The 16,541-nt window shown below is 75.7% G+C and carries 14 protein-coding genes; 11 read left to right on the forward strand and 3 right to left on the reverse strand.

The window, feature by feature from the left end:
* Positions 1-25 precede the first annotated feature (25 nt).
* The 11 genes from uvrC to ACI8AB_RS07265 all read left to right on the forward strand — a co-directional run bounded on the left by uvrC (position 26) and on the right by ACI8AB_RS07265 (position 12,759).
* Entirely contained in the window at positions 26-2,119 is a 2,094-nt protein-coding gene (gene uvrC, locus ACI8AB_RS07215; RefSeq protein WP_456949549.1) for an excinuclease ABC subunit UvrC, read from the forward strand.
* Entirely contained in the window at positions 2,116-3,081 is a 966-nt protein-coding gene (rapZ, locus tag ACI8AB_RS07220; protein ID WP_456949550.1) for an RNase adapter RapZ, read from the forward strand. The genes uvrC and rapZ overlap by 4 nt, the downstream gene beginning before the upstream one ends.
* Positions 3,081-4,055, forward strand: a complete 975-nt coding sequence (locus tag ACI8AB_RS07225) for a gluconeogenesis factor YvcK family protein (protein WP_387992984.1) — start codon at positions 3,081-3,083, stop codon at positions 4,053-4,055. The genes rapZ and ACI8AB_RS07225 overlap by 1 nt, the downstream gene beginning before the upstream one ends.
* 112 nt (positions 4,056-4,167) lie before the next feature.
* Positions 4,168-5,142, forward strand: coding sequence for a DNA-binding protein WhiA (gene whiA, locus ACI8AB_RS07230; protein WP_425454189.1), 975 nt, complete (start codon positions 4,168-4,170; stop codon positions 5,140-5,142).
* A 229-nt stretch (positions 5,143-5,371) separates the two neighbouring features.
* The gene (locus ACI8AB_RS07235; protein WP_456949551.1) at positions 5,372-7,057 is read left to right on the forward strand and encodes a histidine kinase N-terminal 7TM domain-containing diguanylate cyclase; all 1,686 of its coding nucleotides are present in this window, start codon (positions 5,372-5,374) and stop codon (positions 7,055-7,057) included.
* Between the two features lie 110 nt (positions 7,058-7,167).
* Positions 7,168-8,175: a type I glyceraldehyde-3-phosphate dehydrogenase gene (gene gap / locus ACI8AB_RS07240; protein ID WP_456949552.1), complete on the forward strand. Its 1,008-nt coding sequence runs from the start codon at positions 7,168-7,170 to the stop codon at positions 8,173-8,175.
* Positions 8,175-9,368 carry a phosphoglycerate kinase gene (locus tag ACI8AB_RS07245; RefSeq protein WP_456949553.1) on the forward strand — a complete coding sequence of 398 codons (1,194 nt, stop codon included), beginning with the start codon at positions 8,175-8,177 and terminating at the stop codon, positions 9,366-9,368. Before gap ends, ACI8AB_RS07245 begins: the two co-directional genes overlap by 1 nt.
* Positions 9,369-9,379: 11 nt before the next feature.
* Positions 9,380-10,189, forward strand: coding sequence for a triose-phosphate isomerase (gene tpiA, locus ACI8AB_RS07250; protein ID WP_456949554.1), 810 nt, complete (start codon positions 9,380-9,382; stop codon positions 10,187-10,189).
* Positions 10,190-10,214: 25 nt separating this feature from the next.
* Positions 10,215-12,023 carry an ABC transporter substrate-binding protein gene (locus tag ACI8AB_RS07255; protein ID WP_456949555.1) on the forward strand — a complete coding sequence of 603 codons (1,809 nt, stop codon included), beginning with the start codon at positions 10,215-10,217 and terminating at the stop codon, positions 12,021-12,023.
* Positions 12,024-12,058: 35 nt separating this feature from the next.
* Positions 12,059-12,292: a preprotein translocase subunit SecG gene (gene secG, locus ACI8AB_RS07260; protein ID WP_387992967.1), complete on the forward strand. Its 234-nt coding sequence runs from the start codon at positions 12,059-12,061 to the stop codon at positions 12,290-12,292.
* 125 nt (positions 12,293-12,417) lie between these two features.
* On the forward strand, positions 12,418-12,759 hold the full coding sequence (locus ACI8AB_RS07265) for an RNA polymerase-binding protein RbpA (protein ID WP_387993047.1): 342 nt from the start codon (positions 12,418-12,420) through the stop codon (positions 12,757-12,759).
* A gap of 245 nt (positions 12,760-13,004) precedes the next feature.
* On the opposite strand, the gene pgl is transcribed toward ACI8AB_RS07265, so the two are convergent.
* Genes pgl through zwf form a run of 3 tightly spaced genes read right to left on the reverse strand, consistent with a single transcriptional unit; the run spans position 13,005 to position 16,541 of the window.
* A complete protein-coding gene (pgl, locus tag ACI8AB_RS07270) occupies positions 13,005-13,832 on the reverse strand; it encodes a 6-phosphogluconolactonase (protein WP_456949556.1) in 828 nt (275 codons plus the stop codon).
* Positions 13,829-14,998, reverse strand: coding sequence for a glucose-6-phosphate dehydrogenase assembly protein OpcA (locus tag ACI8AB_RS07275; RefSeq protein WP_456949557.1), 1,170 nt, complete (start codon positions 14,996-14,998; stop codon positions 13,829-13,831). Before ACI8AB_RS07275 ends, pgl begins: the two co-directional genes overlap by 4 nt.
* Positions 14,999-15,023: 25 nt before the next feature.
* Complete coding sequence (gene zwf / locus ACI8AB_RS07280) at positions 15,024-16,541, reverse strand: glucose-6-phosphate dehydrogenase (RefSeq protein WP_387992959.1); 1,518 nt, start codon at positions 16,539-16,541, stop codon at positions 15,024-15,026.

The following is a 16,541-nucleotide window of genomic DNA, read 5'->3' on the forward strand; positions in this document are numbered from 1 at the left end:
CGGCCGCGCCACCTACTGTGGATGCGTGCCCGACCCGTCCACGTACCGCCCGGCGGTCGGCTCCATCCCCGAGTCGCCAGGGGTCTACAGGTTCCGCGACCCCACGGGCCGCGTCGTCTACGTCGGCAAGGCCAAGAGCCTGCGCCAGCGGCTCAACAGCTACTTCGCCGACGTCGCGGGCCTGCACCCGCGCACCCGGCAGATGGTCACGACGGCGGCGAGCGTCGAGTGGACCGTCGTCGGCACCGAGGTCGAGGCCCTCCAGCTCGAGTACAACTGGATCAAGGAGTTCGACCCGCGGTTCAACGTCCGGTACCGCGACGACAAGAGCTACCCGTCGCTGGCCGTGACCCTCAACGAGGAGTACCCGCGGCTGCAGGTGATGCGCGGGCCGAAGAAGAAGGGCGTCCGCTACTTCGGCCCCTACGCGCACGCCTGGGCCATCCGCGAGACCCTCGACACGCTCACCCGCGTCTTCCCGGCCCGCACCTGCTCCAACGGCGTCTTCAAGCGCGCCGGGCAGATCGGCCGGCCCTGTCTGCTCGGCTACATCGGCAAGTGCGCCGCCCCCTGCGTGGGCCGGGTCAGCGCCGAGGAGCACCGGGCGATCGTCGACGACTTCTGCGACTTCATGGCGGGCCGCACCGACCTCATGGTCAAGCGCCTCGAGCGGGAGATGGCCGAGGCCGCCGAGGCGATGGAGTACGAGAAGGCCGCCCGGCTGCGCGACGACCTCGGCGCGCTGCGGCGGGCGATGGAGAAGCAGGCCGTCGTCCTCGGGGACGGCACCGACGCCGACGTCGTCGCGTTCGCGCAGGACGAGCTCGAGGCCGCCGTCCAGGTCTTCCACGTCCGCGGCGGCCGGGTGCGCGGCCAGCGCGGCTGGATCATCGACAAGGTCGAGGAGGTCACCACCGGCGAGCTGGTGGAGCAGTTCCTCCTGCAGGTCTACGGCGGCGTCGACGAGCAGACCGGCTCCTTCGAGGCGGGCGAGTCGGTGCCCAAGGAGGTGCTCGTCCCCGAGCTCCCCGACGACGCCGACGTCTACGAGGAGCTGCTCAGCGAGCTGCGCGGGTCGAAGGTGTCGCTGCGCGTGCCGCAGCGCGGCGACAAGCGCAGCCTGCTGGAGACCGTCGAGCGCAACGCGAAGGAGGCCTTCGCCCGGCACCGGGTCAAGCGCTCCAGCGACCTGACCGCCCGCTCGCTGGCCCTGGCGGAGCTGCAGGAGGCGCTCGAGCTGCCCGAGGCGCCGCTGCGCATCGAGTGCATCGACATCAGCCACGTGCAGCAGACGAACGTCGTCGCCTCGATGGTGGTGTTCGAGGACGGGCTGGCGAAGAAGTCCGACTACCGGCGCTTCGCCGTGCACGAGGGCACCGACGACACCGCGGCGATGGCCGAGGTGGTCCGCCGCCGCTTCGCCCGGCACCTCAAGGAGGAGGCCGACCGGCGCGACGAGCAGGGCGTCGCCGCGGAGGAGGGCCGGCCGCGCCGGTTCGCCTACCCGCCGAACCTGCTGGTCGTCGACGGCGGCGCGCCGCAGGTGGCCGCGGCGGCGCGGTCGCTGGACGAGCTGGGCATCGTCGACGTCGCCGTCTGCGGGCTGGCCAAGCGCATGGAGGAGGTGTGGCTGCCCGGGGAGAGCGACCCGGTGATCCTGCCGCGCACCTCCGAGGCGCTGTACCTGCTGCAGCGGGTGCGGGACGAGGCCCACCGGTTCGCGATCACCTACCACCGGCAGAAGCGTTCGGTCAGCATGCTGGTCTCCCTGTTGGACGACGTCCCCGGTCTCGGGGAGACGCGGCGGAAGGCGCTGATGAAGCAGTTCGGGTCCCTCAAGCGGCTGCGCGCGGCCACGGTGGAGGAGCTCACGGCCGTCCCCGGCATCGGCCGCCGGACGGCGGAGGCGGTCATGGCCGCCGTCGCCGAGCCCGCCGCCGGGGACGACGCGGGCCGTCCCGCCGAGGAGGACGCGGCGGCGACCGGCGCGGAGACAGGCGCGGAGACCGGTGCGGAGACCGTCGTGGAGAGCACCACGGCACCCAGCGGGCCGGCGGAGCGGGGCACCCCCCGCCCCGGGGCCGGGGAGACCGCCGAGGTCGGCCGGGTCGCCTCGTGAGCGCCGGGCAGGACGCGGGGACGGCACCGGGGCCGACCCCGGAAGGCCAGCACGGGCCGCACGCCGACGTCCCCGCCGGGCTGGACCCGGCCGGCACCGAGACCCCGCCGGTCGAGGTCGTCGTCGTCACCGGGCTGTCCGGCGCGGGCAAGAACACCGCCGGACGGGTGCTCGAGGACCTCGGCTGGTACGTCGTCGAGAACCTGCCGCCGGCGCTGCTGCTGCCGATGGTGGAGCTCGGCGCCCGCGGCGACGTGCGCCGCTTCGCCGCCGTCGTCGACGTCCGCAGCCGGGCCTTCTCCAGCGACCTGCAGGAGGCCATCCGGGTGCTCGCCGAGGCCGGCCACCGTCCCCGGGTGGTGTTCGTGCACGCCCGCGACGAGGTGCTGGTGCGCCGCTACGAGTCCAACCGGCGCGAGCACCCGCTGCAGGGCTCCGGGCGCCCCCTCGACGGCATCACCGCCGAGCGCACGCTGCTCACCGGCATCGCCGGCGAGGCCGACCTGTGGGTGGACACCAGCGACCTCAACGTGCACCAGCTGCGCGCCACGCTGGAGAACGCCTTCGCCCGCGAGGGCCGCACGCCGCCGCTGACGGCGACCGTGCTCAGCTTCGGCTTCAAGTACGGGCTGCCGCTGGACGCCGACCTCGTCGTCGACGCCCGGTTCCTGCCCAACCCGCACTGGCTGCCCGAGCTGCGCCCGCACACCGGGCAGGACGCCGACGTCCGCGACTACGTGCTCGGCCAGGCCGACGCCGGGCCGTTCCTCGACCGCTACACCGAGGTCCTGCGGCTGCTCATCCCCGGCTACCGGCGGGAGGGCAAGCGCTACCTGACGCTCGCGGTCGGCTGCACCGGCGGCAAGCACCGCAGCGTCGCCATCGCCGAGGAGTTCGCCCGCCGGCTGCGCGCCGAGGGCACCGACGCGGTCGCGCGCCACCGCGACCTGGGCCGCGAGTAGTGGGCGGCGACGACACGGCGCCCGGGTCCGGCGGCCCCCGGGTCGTCGCCCTCGGCGGCGGCCACGGGCTGGCAGCGGCGCTGGGCGCCTGGCGGCGGATCACGCCCGACCTCACCGCCGTCGTCACGGTCGCCGACGACGGCGGCTCGTCCGGCCGCATCCGCCGGGAGATGCCGGTGCTGCCGCCCGGTGACCTGCGGATGGCGCTGGCCGCGCTGGCCGGCGAGGACGACGGCCGGCAGGAGATGGCCCGGCTGCTGCAGCACCGCCTCGGCGGCACCGGCGTGCTGGCCGGGCACCCGGTGGGCAACCTGCTGCTCACCGGGCTGGTCGAGCTGCACGGCGGCGACACCGTCCGCGCCCTCGACGCGGTCTGCGAGCTGGTCGGCGCGTGCGGCCGGGTGCTGCCGATGGCCGACGTGCCGCTGGACCTCGTCGCCCGCGTGGAGACCGTCGACCCCGACGACCCCGCGCGCACCCGCACCATCCGCGGGCAGGTCGCCATCGCGTCCACCCCGGGGCGGGTGCGCGACATCCTCGTGTCGCCGCCGGACCCGCCGGTGCACCCCGACGTGCTCGAGGCGATCGCCAGGGCCGACGTCGTGTCGCTGGGCCCCGGCTCCTGGTACACGTCGGTGCTGCCGCACCTGCTGGTGCCGCGGCTGCGCGCCGCGCTGGCCGCCACCCGCGCCCGGGTGGTCGTCGTCCTCAACCTGGAGCCGCAGCCGGGGGAGACCGACGGCTTCTCGCCGGAGGAGCACCTGCGGGTGCTGCAGGCGCACCTGGGCGGTGTGGCGCTGCACACCGTGGTCGCGGATGCGGAATCGGTGGTTGACCGCTGTGGTCTCCTGTCAGCGGTGCGCGAGTGTGGCGCCGAGCTGGTCCTGGCTCCGGTCGCCGCGCCCGACGGATCACCGCGCCACGACCCCGCGCGCCTGGGGGCCGCGCTGAGCTCGGTGGTCGGGGCACGGTGAGCGGGAACGGTCCCGGCCGGAGCACCGGGAGCGGGGGTGCCCAGACGGTACGAGGGGGAGAGGTGACGCCGAGGATGGCGCCGCAGCAGAGCAGGGGGTGGTCGTCGTGGCGATGACGGCCATGGTCAAGGACGAGCTGTCGCGGGTGGAGTGCACGCGCACCTCCGAGCGCAAGGCCGAGGTGACGGCGCTGCTGCGCTTCTCCGGCGGCCTGCACATCGTGGGCGGCCGGGTGGTCATCGAGGCCGAGCTGGACACCGGCTCGGTCGCACGCCGGCTGCGCCGGGACATCAGCGAGGTCTACGGCTACACGAGCGGGGTCAGCGTGCTCGCCGGCGGCAACATCCGCCGCGGCGTGCGGTACCTCGTCCGGATCGCCAAGCACGGCGAGGGCCTGGCCCGCCAGACCGGGCTGGTCGACCAGCGCGGGCGCCCGGTGCGCGGCCTGCCGCCGTCGGTGGTCTCCGGCAGCATCAACGACGCCGAGGCCGCCTGGCGGGGCGCCTTCCTCGCGCACGGCTCGCTCACCGAGCCCGGCCGCTCCTCGTCGCTCGAGGTGACCTGCCCGGGGCCGGAGGCGGCCATGGCCCTGGTCGGCGCGGCCCGCCGGCTGGGCATCGCCGCCAAGGCCCGCGAGGTCCGCGGCGCCGACCGGGTCGTCGTCCGCGACGGCGACGCGATCAGCGCGCTACTCACCCGCATGGGCGCCCACGACGCGGTCCTGGCCTGGGAGGAGCGGCGGATGCGCCGCGAGGTCCGGGCCACCGCCAACCGGCTGGCCAACTTCGACGACGCCAACCTGCGCCGCTCGGCCCGCGCCGCGGTCGCGGCCAGCGCGCGCGTCGAGCGGGCGCTGGAGATCCTCGCGGGCGACGCCCCCGAGCACCTGCTCGTCGCCGGCCGGCTGCGCCTGGAGCACGGCCAGGCCTCGCTGGAGGAGCTCGGCCAGCGCGCCGACCCGCCGATGACCAAGGACGCCGTCGCCGGCCGGATAAGGCGTCTGCTGGCGATGGCCGACAAGCGGGCCAAGGACCTCGGCATCCCCGACACCGAGTCGGTGGTCACCGAGGACATGCTCGCCCAGTAGCAGGAGGACCACCCCTCCCCCCACGCCTCGCGAGCTCGGCGCGGGACCGTGGAGGGCGGCCGTTCCAGCACGTCACGAGGGGCGCCCTCCGCTCACGCGGGGGGCGCCCCGCCGTCGTCACCCCCGCGGGTGAGCGCGCGGCCGGGCCGCTGCAGGACGCACCCGCTGCCGCCGATGGGCGGGGTGGAGGCGGCCGTCCGGGCCCGCCCCGGTGCGGAGCGGAGGCGGCATGACCGCGGGGAACTGGGCCGTCGTCTTCGGCTGTGCCGCGCTGGTCGCCGTCGGCACCGGCGTCCTGGCCTGGCGCCGGCGGCGACGCACCCCCGCGGCCACCGCGCTCGCGGTCACCATGGCCGGCGTCGCCACCTGGTCGGCCGCCGACGGCGTCGTCTACCTGGCCGGCAGCGAGCCGGTCCAGCGCGTCTACGTCCCCCTGCTCATGGCCGCCGTCGGTCTGGTGGTCGTGGGCACCTGGGTGCTGGCCCGCACCGTCGCCGACCCCTCGTGGCGGCTCGCGCCGCGCGCCGCGGCGCTGCTGGCGGTCGAGCCGGTCCTGCTCGTCCTGACCGGGGCGCTGCCCGCGACCCGCGACCTGGTGATGACCGACATGGTCACCGGCACCGCCGGCGCCGAGTCCCGGGTGACGTTCGGGCCCCTGTTCCTGGCCCACACCGCCTACTCCTACGCGCTGATCGGCGTGGCCTACGCCGTCCTCGCGCGCCGCTGGCTGCGCGTCGCCGGCGTCTTCCGCCGCCAGATCGGCATCCTGCTCGGCTCGGCGTGCCTGTCCACGGTCGGCAACGTGGTCGCGGTCGGCTCCCAGCTCGACGGGCACGGCACCGACGTCACCCCGCTGTTCTTCCTGGTCACCGGGCTCCTCGACTGCTGGGCCATCTTCCGCGGCGGCCTGCTGCGGCTGGTCCCGGTCGCCCGCGAGCAGGTCGTCGAGACCGTCCCCGACGCCGTGCTGGTCGTCGACCCCGACGGCGTGCTCATCGACTGCAACCCCGCCGCCACCCGGATGCTGCGGCAGCTGCGCCCCGACCTCGACGGCGACCTCGTCGGCCGTGCCCTGCACGACGTCGCCGGGCCCCGGGCGGTCGGGGTGCTGCTCAGCACCGAGCGCCGCGACGGCCACCGCGTCGCGCAGGTCCGGCCCGGCGTGTGGCTCGACGTGCGCGACTCCGCCGTCGCCGACCCCCGCGGCCGCGCGCTGGGCCGCATCCTCGTCGTCCGCGACGTGAGCGAGCAGCAGGAGCGGCAGCTCGCCGTCGAGCGGCTCAACCGGCAGCTGGCCGAGCAGGTCGAGGTCATCGAGCGGCTGCGCGCGGTCGTCGCCGAGGAGGCCGTCCGCGACCCGCTGACCGGCCTGCACAACCGCCGGCACCTCGACCGGGTGCTGGAGGCCGACCTCGCCCGCCGGCCGCGCACCGGGCAGCTGTCGCTGCTCGTCGTCGACGTCGACCACTTCAAGGCCGTCAACGACCGCTTCGGCCACGCCTCCGGCGACCGGGTGCTCCTCGGTGTCGCCGGCACGCTCGCCGCCGCCGTCCGCGAGGGCGACACGGCCGCGCGGCTGGGCGGCGAGGAGTTCGTCGTGGTCCTGCCCGGCGCCGGGCGGGAGCAGGCGCTGGCCCGCGCCGAGCGGGTCCGCCGCGAGGTCGCCGCCGTCCGCCACCTGCTCGACGGCGAGGACGTCGCCGTCACCGTGAGCGTCGGCGTCGCCGTCTGCCCGGCCGACGGCACCTCGGCGGCCGCCCTGCTCGAGGCGGCCGACCGCGCGCTCTACACCGCCAAGGCGACCGGCCGCGACCGCGTCGTCGCCGCCGCGCCGGCCGCCGCGCCGGCCGCCGGTCCGGCGCTGCCCGTGCCGGCCCCGCCCGGCGACCTCCCGGAGCTCGTGGCCGGGGCCTGACCTCACCCGGACGGACCCCGCCCCGGCCGATAGGGTCGTCGCCGATCGAGGCCGCGCGCCGTGCGGCCGACCGGGGCGACGGGCGTCGCCGGGACACATGGAGGTCAGTCGTGACCGTACGCGTGGGCATCAACGGGTTCGGCCGGATCGGGCGCAACTTCTGGCGTGCCGCCGCGGCCAGCGGCAAGGACATCGAGATCGTGGCGGTCAACGACCTGACCAGCCCCGAGGTCCTGGCCCACCTGCTCAAGTACGACAGCATCCTGGGGGTGCTGGGCGAGGACGTCGCCGCCTCCGACGGCGGCATCGACATCGCCGGCAAGACCATGAGGGTCCTGTCCGAGCGCGACCCGGCGGCGCTGCCGTGGGGCGACCTCGGCGTCGACGTGGTCGTCGAGTCCACCGGCTTCTTCACCAAGGCCGACGACGCCCGCAAGCACGTGGACAAGGGCGGCGCGAAGAAGGTCGTCATCTCGGCGCCGGCCACCGGCGACGACCTGACCATCGTCATGGGCGTCAACCACGACAAGTACGACGGCACCCAGACGATCATCAGCAACGCGTCCTGCACCACGAACTGCCTGGCCCCGCTGGCCAAGGTGCTCAACGACGCCTTCGGCATCGAGCGCGGCCTGATGACGACGATCCACGCCTACACCGCCGACCAGAACCTGCAGGACGGCCCGCACAAGGACCTGCGCCGCGCCCGCGCCGCCGCGCTCAACATGGTCCCCACCTCGACCGGCGCCGCGAAGGCGATCGGCCTGGTGCTGCCGGAGCTGCAGGGCAAGCTCGACGGCTACGCCGTCCGCGTCCCGGTGCCCACCGGCTCGGCCACCGACCTCACCGTCCAGCTGACCCGCGAGGCCTCGGCCGACGACATCGACGCCGCCTACCGCGAGGCCGCCGAGTCCGGCCCGCTGGCCGGGATCCTCAAGTACACCTCGGCGCCGATCGTCTCCTCCGACATCGTCACCGACCCGGCCTCGTGCATCTACGACGCGAAGCTGACCAAGGTCTTCGGGCCGATGGCCAAGGTGCTCGGCTGGTACGACAACGAGTGGGGCTACTCCAACCGGCTGGTCGACTCGGTCGAGCTCGTCGGCGACTCGCTCTGATGCGGTCCCTCGACGACCTGCTCGCCGAGGGGGTGTCGGGTCGGCGCGTGCTGCTGCGCGCCGACCTGAACGTCCCCCTCGACAAGCAGACCCGGGCCATCACCGACGACGGCCGGATCCGGGCGAGCCTGCCGACGATCGTGGCGCTGCGCGACGCCGGCGCCCGCGTCGTCGTCGCGGCGCACCTGGGCCGGCCCAAGGGCGCGCCCGACCCGCAGTACTCGCTGGCCCCGGTCGCCGCGCGGCTGGGGGAGCTGCTCGGCGCGGAGGTCCCGCTGGCCGCCGACGTCGCCGGCGACGACGCCCGCGCCCGGGCGGACGCGCTCGGCGACGGCGACGTCCTGCTGCTGGAGAACGTCCGCTTCGAGGCCGCCGAGACCAGCAAGGACGACGCCGAGCGCGGCGAGCTCGCCGACCGGCTCGCCGCGCTGGCCGACGTCTACGTCGACGACGCGTTCGGCGCCGTGCACCGCAGGCACGCGTCGGTGTTCGATGTCGCGCAGCGGCTGCCGCACGTGGCCGGCCGGCTCGTGGCCACCGAGCTCGACGTGCTGCAGCGGCTGACCACCGACCCCGACCGGCCCTACGTCGTGGTGCTCGGCGGCTCGAAGGTCAGCGACAAGCTCGCCGTCATCGAGGCGCTGCTGCCCAAGGTGGACCGGCTGCTCGTCGGCGGCGGGATGTGCTTCACCTTCCTCGCCGCGCAGGGCCACGGCGTCGGCACGTCCCTGCTGGAGGCCGACCAGGTCGACACCTGCCGCCGGCTGCTGGCCGAGGCGGGGGAGCGGATCGTGCTGCCGGTCGACGTCGTCGTCGCGCCGGAGTTCAGCGCCGACGTGGAGACCGCCGTCGTCGCGGCCGAGCAGATCCCCGACGGGCAGATGGGCCTCGACGTCGGCCCGCGCACCGTCGAGGCGTTCGGCCGCGAGCTGGCCGGCGCCCGCACGGTCTTCTGGAACGGCCCGATGGGCGTGTTCGAGCTGGCGCCCTTCCAGGCCGGCACCCGCGGCGTGGCCGAGGCCGTGGCCGCCGTCGACGGGCTGTCGGTGGTCGGCGGCGGCGACTCCGCGGCCGCGGTCCGGCAGCTCGGCCTCGACGAGGCGGCCTACGGGCACATCAGCACCGGCGGCGGCGCGTCGCTGGAGTACCTCGAGGGCCGCGAGCTGCCGGGCCTCGCGGTGCTCGCGGACTGAGGGGGCCGGAGATGGCACGCACCGCGCCGCGCGCCCCGCGCGAGGGCCGCCGCCCGCTGATCGCGGGCAACTGGAAGATGCACATGACGCACCTGGAGGCCATCGGCCTGGTGCAGAAGCTCGTCTTCAGCCTCAAGGAGAGGGAGCTCGACGACGCCGAGGTCGTCGTGCTCCCGCCGTTCACCGCGCTGCGCAGCGTGCAGACGCTGGTCACCGGCGACAAGCTCCCGGTCGGCTACGGCGCGCAGGACCTGTCGGCGCACGACTCCGGCGCCTACACCGGCGAGGTCAGCGGCGCGATGCTCGCCGCGCTCGCCTGCGGCTTCGTCGTCGTCGGCCACTCCGAGCGGCGCGCGCTGCACGGCGAGGACGACGCGACGGTGGCCGCCAAGGTGCAGGCCGCGCTGCGGCACGGGCTCACGCCGATCCTGTGCGTGGGCGAGGGCCTCGACGTCCGCCGCTCGGGACAGCACGTCCCGCACTGCACCGACCAGCTCGACGCCGCCCTCGAGGGCCTGTCGGCCGACCAGGTGCGCGGGGTCGTCCTGGCCTACGAGCCGGTGTGGGCGATCGGCACCGGCGAGGTGGCCACCCCCGAGGACGCCCAGGAGGTGTGCGGCGCACTCCGGTCCCGCCTCGACGGGCGTTTCGGCCCGGAGACGGCCGCGGCGGTCCGTATCCTCTACGGCGGGTCGGTGAAGGCCGCGAACACGGCCGGGATCCTGGCCGGGCCGGACGTCGACGGTGCACTGGTCGGTGGCGCGAGCCTGGACGCCGACGAGTTCGCGCAGATCTGTCGGATCGCCGCAGGCGGCAGCTAGCCCGCGGCCGCACGGGAGCGGGTGGGTGGACAGCACACTGCAGGGACCCGCCCGCTCCCGGGGTCGCCGCCTGCCCGAGTGGCTGCGCGGCACGCCCGGGCGCGTCCTCGGGCTCGCCCTCGTCGTCCTGCTCGTCGTCGCGGTGGCCGTGAGCTGCAGCAGCGGCGGGGACGGCGACAGCGGCGTCCCGGTGCTCGGTGACGGGCCCGACGCCGGCGTCGACGGCGTCCGCGCGCCCTCGGACGCGACCGGCGGCACGCTGCGCGTGGTCACCAGCGAGGTCGACAGCCTCGACCCGCAGCGGTCCTACCGGCCCGGCGTGTGGAACCTCATGCGGCTCTACACCCGCACCCTGGTGACCTACGCCAGCGAGCCCGGCCGCACCGGCGAGCTGGCGCCCGACCTCGCCACCGACCTCGGCACCACCCCCGACGGCGGCCTGACCTGGACGTTCACCCTCAAGCAGGGCGCCCGGTTCGAGAACGGCCGGGCGATCACCTCGCGCGACGTCAAGTACGGCATCGAGCGGTCCTTCGCCTCCGACGTCGTCGTCGGCGGGCCCACCTACGTCGTGGACCTGCTCGACGACCCCGCGAACCCCTACGCCGGGCCGTACCAGGACGAGACCCCGGGCAGGCTCGGGCTGGCCGCGATCGAGACGCCCGACGACGCGACGATCACCTTCCGGCTGCGCTCGGCCCAGCCCGACTTCCCCTACGTGCTGGCGCTGCCCTCGAGCAGCCCGGTGCCGATCGAGAACGACACCGGGGCCGCCTACGGCAGCGACCCGGTCTCCTCCGGCCCCTACGCGGTCACCACCGTCGACGCCGCGACCGGCATCGTCCTCGACCGCAACCCGCAGTGGGACCCGGCCACCGACGAGGTCCGGACGGCGCTGCCCGACCGCGTCGTCGTCCGCACCGGGCTGTCCACCCTGGAGCGGGACCAGGAGCTGCTCGCCGGCTCGGCCGACGTGGACGTCTCCGGCGCCGGCCTGCACGCGGCCACCGCCGCCCGGCTCGCCGAGGGGGCGGGCGGCGACGTACCGCTGACCGACCGGGTCGACGACCTGACCACCGGCGCGGTGCGGCTGCTCGCGCTGCCCACCGACGTCGCGCCGATGAACGACCCGAACTGCCGGGCCGCGGTGGCCGCCGCGGTCGACCGCGGCGCCGTCCAGGAGGTCGCCGGCGGCGCGGACAACGCCGTCCGCACCTCGCGGCTGTGGCCGCGGTCCCTGGGCGGCGGGCCGGAGGACCCCGACCGGGGCCCCGACCCCGACGCCGCCCGGGAGGCGCTGGCCGCCTGCGGGCAGCCCGACGGGTTCCGCACGGTCCTCGCCGTGCCGGACGCCCAGGCCAGCGTCGCGGTGGCCGAGGAGGTCGTCGCGCAGCTCGCGGAGGTGGGGATCACCGCGGAGCTGCGCCCGCTGTCGGCGACCAGCTTCTACGCCACCGACGTCGGCAGCCCCGACAACGTGGCGCGCAACGGCTTCGGCATCGTGCTGGCCACCTGGACCGCCGACTTCCCGACGCCGGGCTCGTTCCTCGTGCCGCTGGTCGACGGCCGCTCGGTGAGCCTGGTCGGCAACACCAACTACGCCCGGCTCACCGACCCGGCGATCTCGGGGCTGGTCGACGCCGCCCGCGCCGCCGCCGACCCGGAGGCGGCCCGGGGCGCCTGGCGGGAGGTCGCGACGGCGGCCGGCGGGACCGGCGCCTACGTGCCGCTGGTGGAGACGCGCGTGCAGCTCCTGGCCGGGCAGCGGCTGCACAACGGGCTGGTCATGGAGCCCTACGCGGGGCACGACCTGGCCACCGCGGGCGTGCGCTGACCGGGACGCCCGCGGGCACCGGTTACGCTGGGGCCATGGTCGAGCTCGTCCTCAACGTGCTGCTGGTCCTCACCAGCGTGCTGCTCGTGGTGCTGATCCTGCTGCACCGGGGCAAGGGCGGTGGCCTGTCCTCGATGTTCGGCGGCGCGGTCTCCTCCCAGCTGTCCGGCTCCTCGGTCGTCGAGAAGAACCTCAACCGGCTCACCGTGTTCACCGGCCTGATCTGGACCGTGTGCATCGTGGCGCTGGGCATCCTGCTCAAGGTGTAGCCCCCCCCCGCCCCTGGTCGCGGCGAAATCGTGACCGGGGAGACACCCTCAGGCCCTAGACTGCCCGGGCGGCGTGATCACGCGCCGTGACGATCCAGCAGGCAGGTCAGGACGAGGGGGCGCTCGTGGCTGGTGGCAACGCGATCCGGGGGACCCGGGTCGGCGCGGGTCCGATGGGTGAGGCCGAGCGCGGAGAGGCGGCCCCGCGGCACCGGGTCGGCTACTGGTGCAGCTCGGGTCACGAGACGCGGGTGGCCTTCGCCACCGACGCGGAGGTCCCCGAGACCTGGGACTGCCCGCGCTGCGGTCTCCCGGCCGGTCAGGACCCGCAGGCGCCGCCGCCGGCGCCACGGACCGAGCCGTACAAGACGCACCTCGCCTACGTGCGTGAGCGGCGCAGCGACGCCGACGGTGACGCTCTCCTCGAGGAGGCCCTCGCCAAGCTGCGGGCCCGCCGCGGCGCCTAGAGCTCCCGCCTGATCGCCCCGCAGCGGCCCCGTGGGCCGCCGCCGGGGCGATCAGGCGTGCCGGGCGCCGGCAGCCCGCGGCCGCCGACCAGCGGCCGCCCGCGCGGTGCGGCGCCGGGTCGACGGGGCAGCACCCCGCGGAGCACGAGCGACAGCCGCCACGGGTCGTCCTCCCGCACCCGCGTGCGGGAGCAGGACGCGTCGGCCTCCGTCGACGGCGCACGGCAGGCAGCCGTCGACGGCGGTCACCCCGCCCCGGGCAGGCGGCTCGCGGCGGCGGCGTCGAGCAGCCAGCGGGTCGCCCGGCGGCCGCGGGCCCCGGCGGCCGGGACCTCGGCCCGGTCGGCGCCACCCAGCGCCCGTGCCACGGCCTCGGCCTTGCCCTCCCCGGACACCAGCAGCCAGACCTCCTCGGCGGCGGTGATCGCGGCGAAGCCGAGGCTCACCCGCGTCGGCGGCGGCTTCGGGCAGTCCCGCACCGGCACCACGGTCCGTCCGTCGGAGACCGCGGGGGAGTCCGGGAAGATCGACGCCACGTGGCCCTCGGGGCCCATCCCGAGCAGCAGGACGTCGAACCGGGGGAGCGGGCCGTCGGTCCCGGCGTCGCGGGCGGCGTCGGCCAGCGCCCCGGCGTACCAGTCCGCGGCCTCCTCCGGGGTGTCGAAGCCGGCGTCGGACGCCGGGATCGGGTGCACCCGCTCCGGCGGCGCCCCGACCCGGTCCAGCAGCGCCTCGCGGGCGCCCTTCTCGTTGCGCTCGTCGTCGTCGGCCGGGACGAACCGCTCGTCGCCCCACCAGACGTCGACGGCGGTCCAGTCGACCGCCTGACCGGGCGCCGGCTCCTCGGCCAGCTCCGCGGCGTGCCGCAGCACCGCCGTCCCGATCCCGCCGCCGGTGAGCACCACCGCCGCCGTCCCGTGCACCGCCTGGGCCGCGGCCAGCCGCGCGACCAGGGCGGAGGCCACCGCCCGCGCCAGCAGCTCGGCGTCGGGCTCGACGACGATCCCGGGTGTGGGGCCCTCGATCCGCTCCGCGAGCGCCTCGGCGATCCGGTCCCCGGGAGGCAGCGTCACCGCGCCGCTCCGGAGCCGGCCTCGGACGGGGTCTCGGGCGCCGTCGGGTCCGGGGTGTCGTGCTCGCCGTGCTCGGCCACCTCGTCGGTGCCCTCGGAGTCCGGCGGCACCGTCGGCGCCTCCCCGTGCGGGCTGTTGGTGCCGACGTCGTCCCTCGCGAACGGCGCGCCCGCGTGCTCGGCCGGGTCCACCCACACGTGCGCGCGCACCGGCGCCCGGCCGGCCAGGCCGGTCACCCCGGTGGTGGCCTCCAGCGCCTCGGCGTACGGCTCGTCGGGGTCCAGCCGGCGCAGCTCCTCGCCGAGCAGGTCGCCCAGCGACCGGTCGGGCAGCGCCATCGTGGCGTCGGGCCGGTAGGGCTGGCTGATCACCGCGCCGCCGCGGCGGTCGGCGTGCACGCGCACCTCCTCGTCCTGGTCCAGCGTCAGGAACACCGAGTCGATGCCGCTGGGCCCGGGGTGCCGGGTGGCCTGCACGACCTCGACCGCGCTGCCGGTGCGGGACGCGAGCCAGCCGCGCAGCAGCTGGGCGGTGGCCGCCCCGGGGTCGCCCTCGACGCGGGCGCCGAGCACCTTCACCGCGTCCCCGCGGCGGCCGGACACCGAGTCCAGCGCGGAGGTGAGCGTCGCCCGCCAGCCGGTGGCGCGGGTCCAGGCCAGGTCGGTGTCGCCGGGGGAGTAGTCGTGCGCCCGGGTCCGCAGCGAGGCCAGCTGGTCCGACGCCGACGTGCTGTCGGTGATCCGCCGGTCGGCGATGACCGCCAGCGCGTCGGTGCTCAGCTGCCGCGGCGGCTCGGTGTGCCACCAGGTGACCACGGGCGCATCGGCGGCCAGCAGCGGCAGCACGACCGACTCCGCGTGCAGCGCCAGGCGCCCGTACATGCGCATGACGACCGCCTCGCCGGGGCCCAGCCGCCCGCCGATGGACACCTCGGCGTCCAGCCGCGGCACCGGGGCCTCGATCTGCCGGCGGACGACGACGAGGATCCGGCAGGGGTGCTGCTCGGCGGCCGCCGTCGCGGCCTCCTCGGCCTCGGCCACCCGGCCCTCGTCGGCGACGACCACCAGGGTCAGCGCCACCCCCGACAGCACCGCACCGCCGGTCCGCCGCTGGGCGGCGAGCTCCTTGACCACGGCCGAGCCGGTGGTGTCCCAGAGCGTCGTCATCGCGTCTCCTCTCCGCGGGGGCGCCTCACGGACGCCGCCACCGGCGGCCCTCGGCGGCCAGCATCTCGTCGGCCGCGCGCGGCCCCCACTCGCCGGCCCGGTAGGCGTGCGGCGTGCTGCCGGCCCAGAACTCCTCGAGCGGGTCGATGACCGCCCAGGAGGCCTCGACCTCGGCGTTGCGCGGGAACAGCGTGGCGTCGCCGAGCAGCACGTCCAGCAGCAGCCGCTCGTAGGCCTCGGGGCTGGCCTCGGTGAACTGCTCGCCGTAGAGGAAGTCCATGGACACGTCCCGGACCTCCATGACGCTGCCGGGCACCTTCGACCCGAACTTGAGGGTGACCCCCTCGTCGGGCTGCACGCGCACCACCAGCTGGTTGTTGCCCAGCTCCTCGGTGTCGGTGTCGGCGAAGGGCAGGTGCGGCGCGCGGTTGAACACCAGCGCGATCTCGGTGACCCGTCGCGGCAGCCGCTTGCCGGTGCGCAGGTAGAACGGCACGCCGGCCCACCGGCGGGTCTCCACCCCGAGCCGGACCGCGGCGTAGGTCTCGGTGGTCGAGTGCGCGTCGACGCCCTCCTCCTGCCGGTAGCCCCTGGCCCGCTGACCGGCCAGCCAGCCCTGCTCGTACTGGCCGCGGACGGCGAAGGTGTGCAGGTCCTCGGGCAGCGAGATCGCGCGCAGCACCTTGAGCTTCTCGGTGCGGATCTCGTCGGCGGAGAACTCGACCGGCTCCTCCATCGCGGTGAGCGCGAGCAGTTGCAGCAGGTGGTTCTGCAGCACGTCGCGCGCCGCGCCGGTCTTCTCGTAGAAGCCCGCCCGCCCGCCGATGCCGACGTCCTCGGCCATGGTGATCTGCACCGAGTCGACGTGGTGGCCGTTCCAGACCGGCTCGAACAGCTCGTTGGCGAACCGCAGCGCCATGAGGTTCTGGACGGTCTCCTTGCCCAGGTAGTGGTCGATGCGGAAGACGTCCTCGGCGCTGAACACCGAGTCGACCAGCTCGTTGAGCTCCCGGCTGGAGGCGAGGTCGGTGCCGAAGGGCTTCTCGACGACGACCCGCCGCCACCGGTCCGGCGTGCTCTCGGCCATGCCGGTGCGCTGCATCTGCTTGAGCACGACGGGGAACATCGCCGGCGGGATCGACAGGTAGAACGCCGCGTTGCCGCCGATGCCGTGGCTGCTCTCCAGGTCGGCGAGGGCGTGGGCGAGCTCGTCGAAGGCGTTGTCGTCGTCGAAGGAGCCCTGGACGAACCGGACGCTGTTGGCCAGCCGCTCCCACACCTCCTCCCGCCACGGCGTGCGGGCCGCGTTGCGGGCCGCGTCCCGGGCCAGCTCGGCGAAGTCCTGGTCACCCCAGTCCCGCCGGGCGAAGCCCAGCAGCGCGAAGTTCGTCGGCAGCAGCCCGCGGTTGGCCAGGTCGTACACGGCCGGGAGCAGCTTCTTGCGGGCCAGGTCGCCGGTGATGCCGAAGACGACCAGGGCGCAGGGCTCGGGGACCCGCGGCAGCCGCCGGTCCCGCGGGTCGCGCAGCGGGTTGGGGATCAC

It is taken from the genome of Geodermatophilus sp. SYSU D00698, from assembly GCF_054050335.1.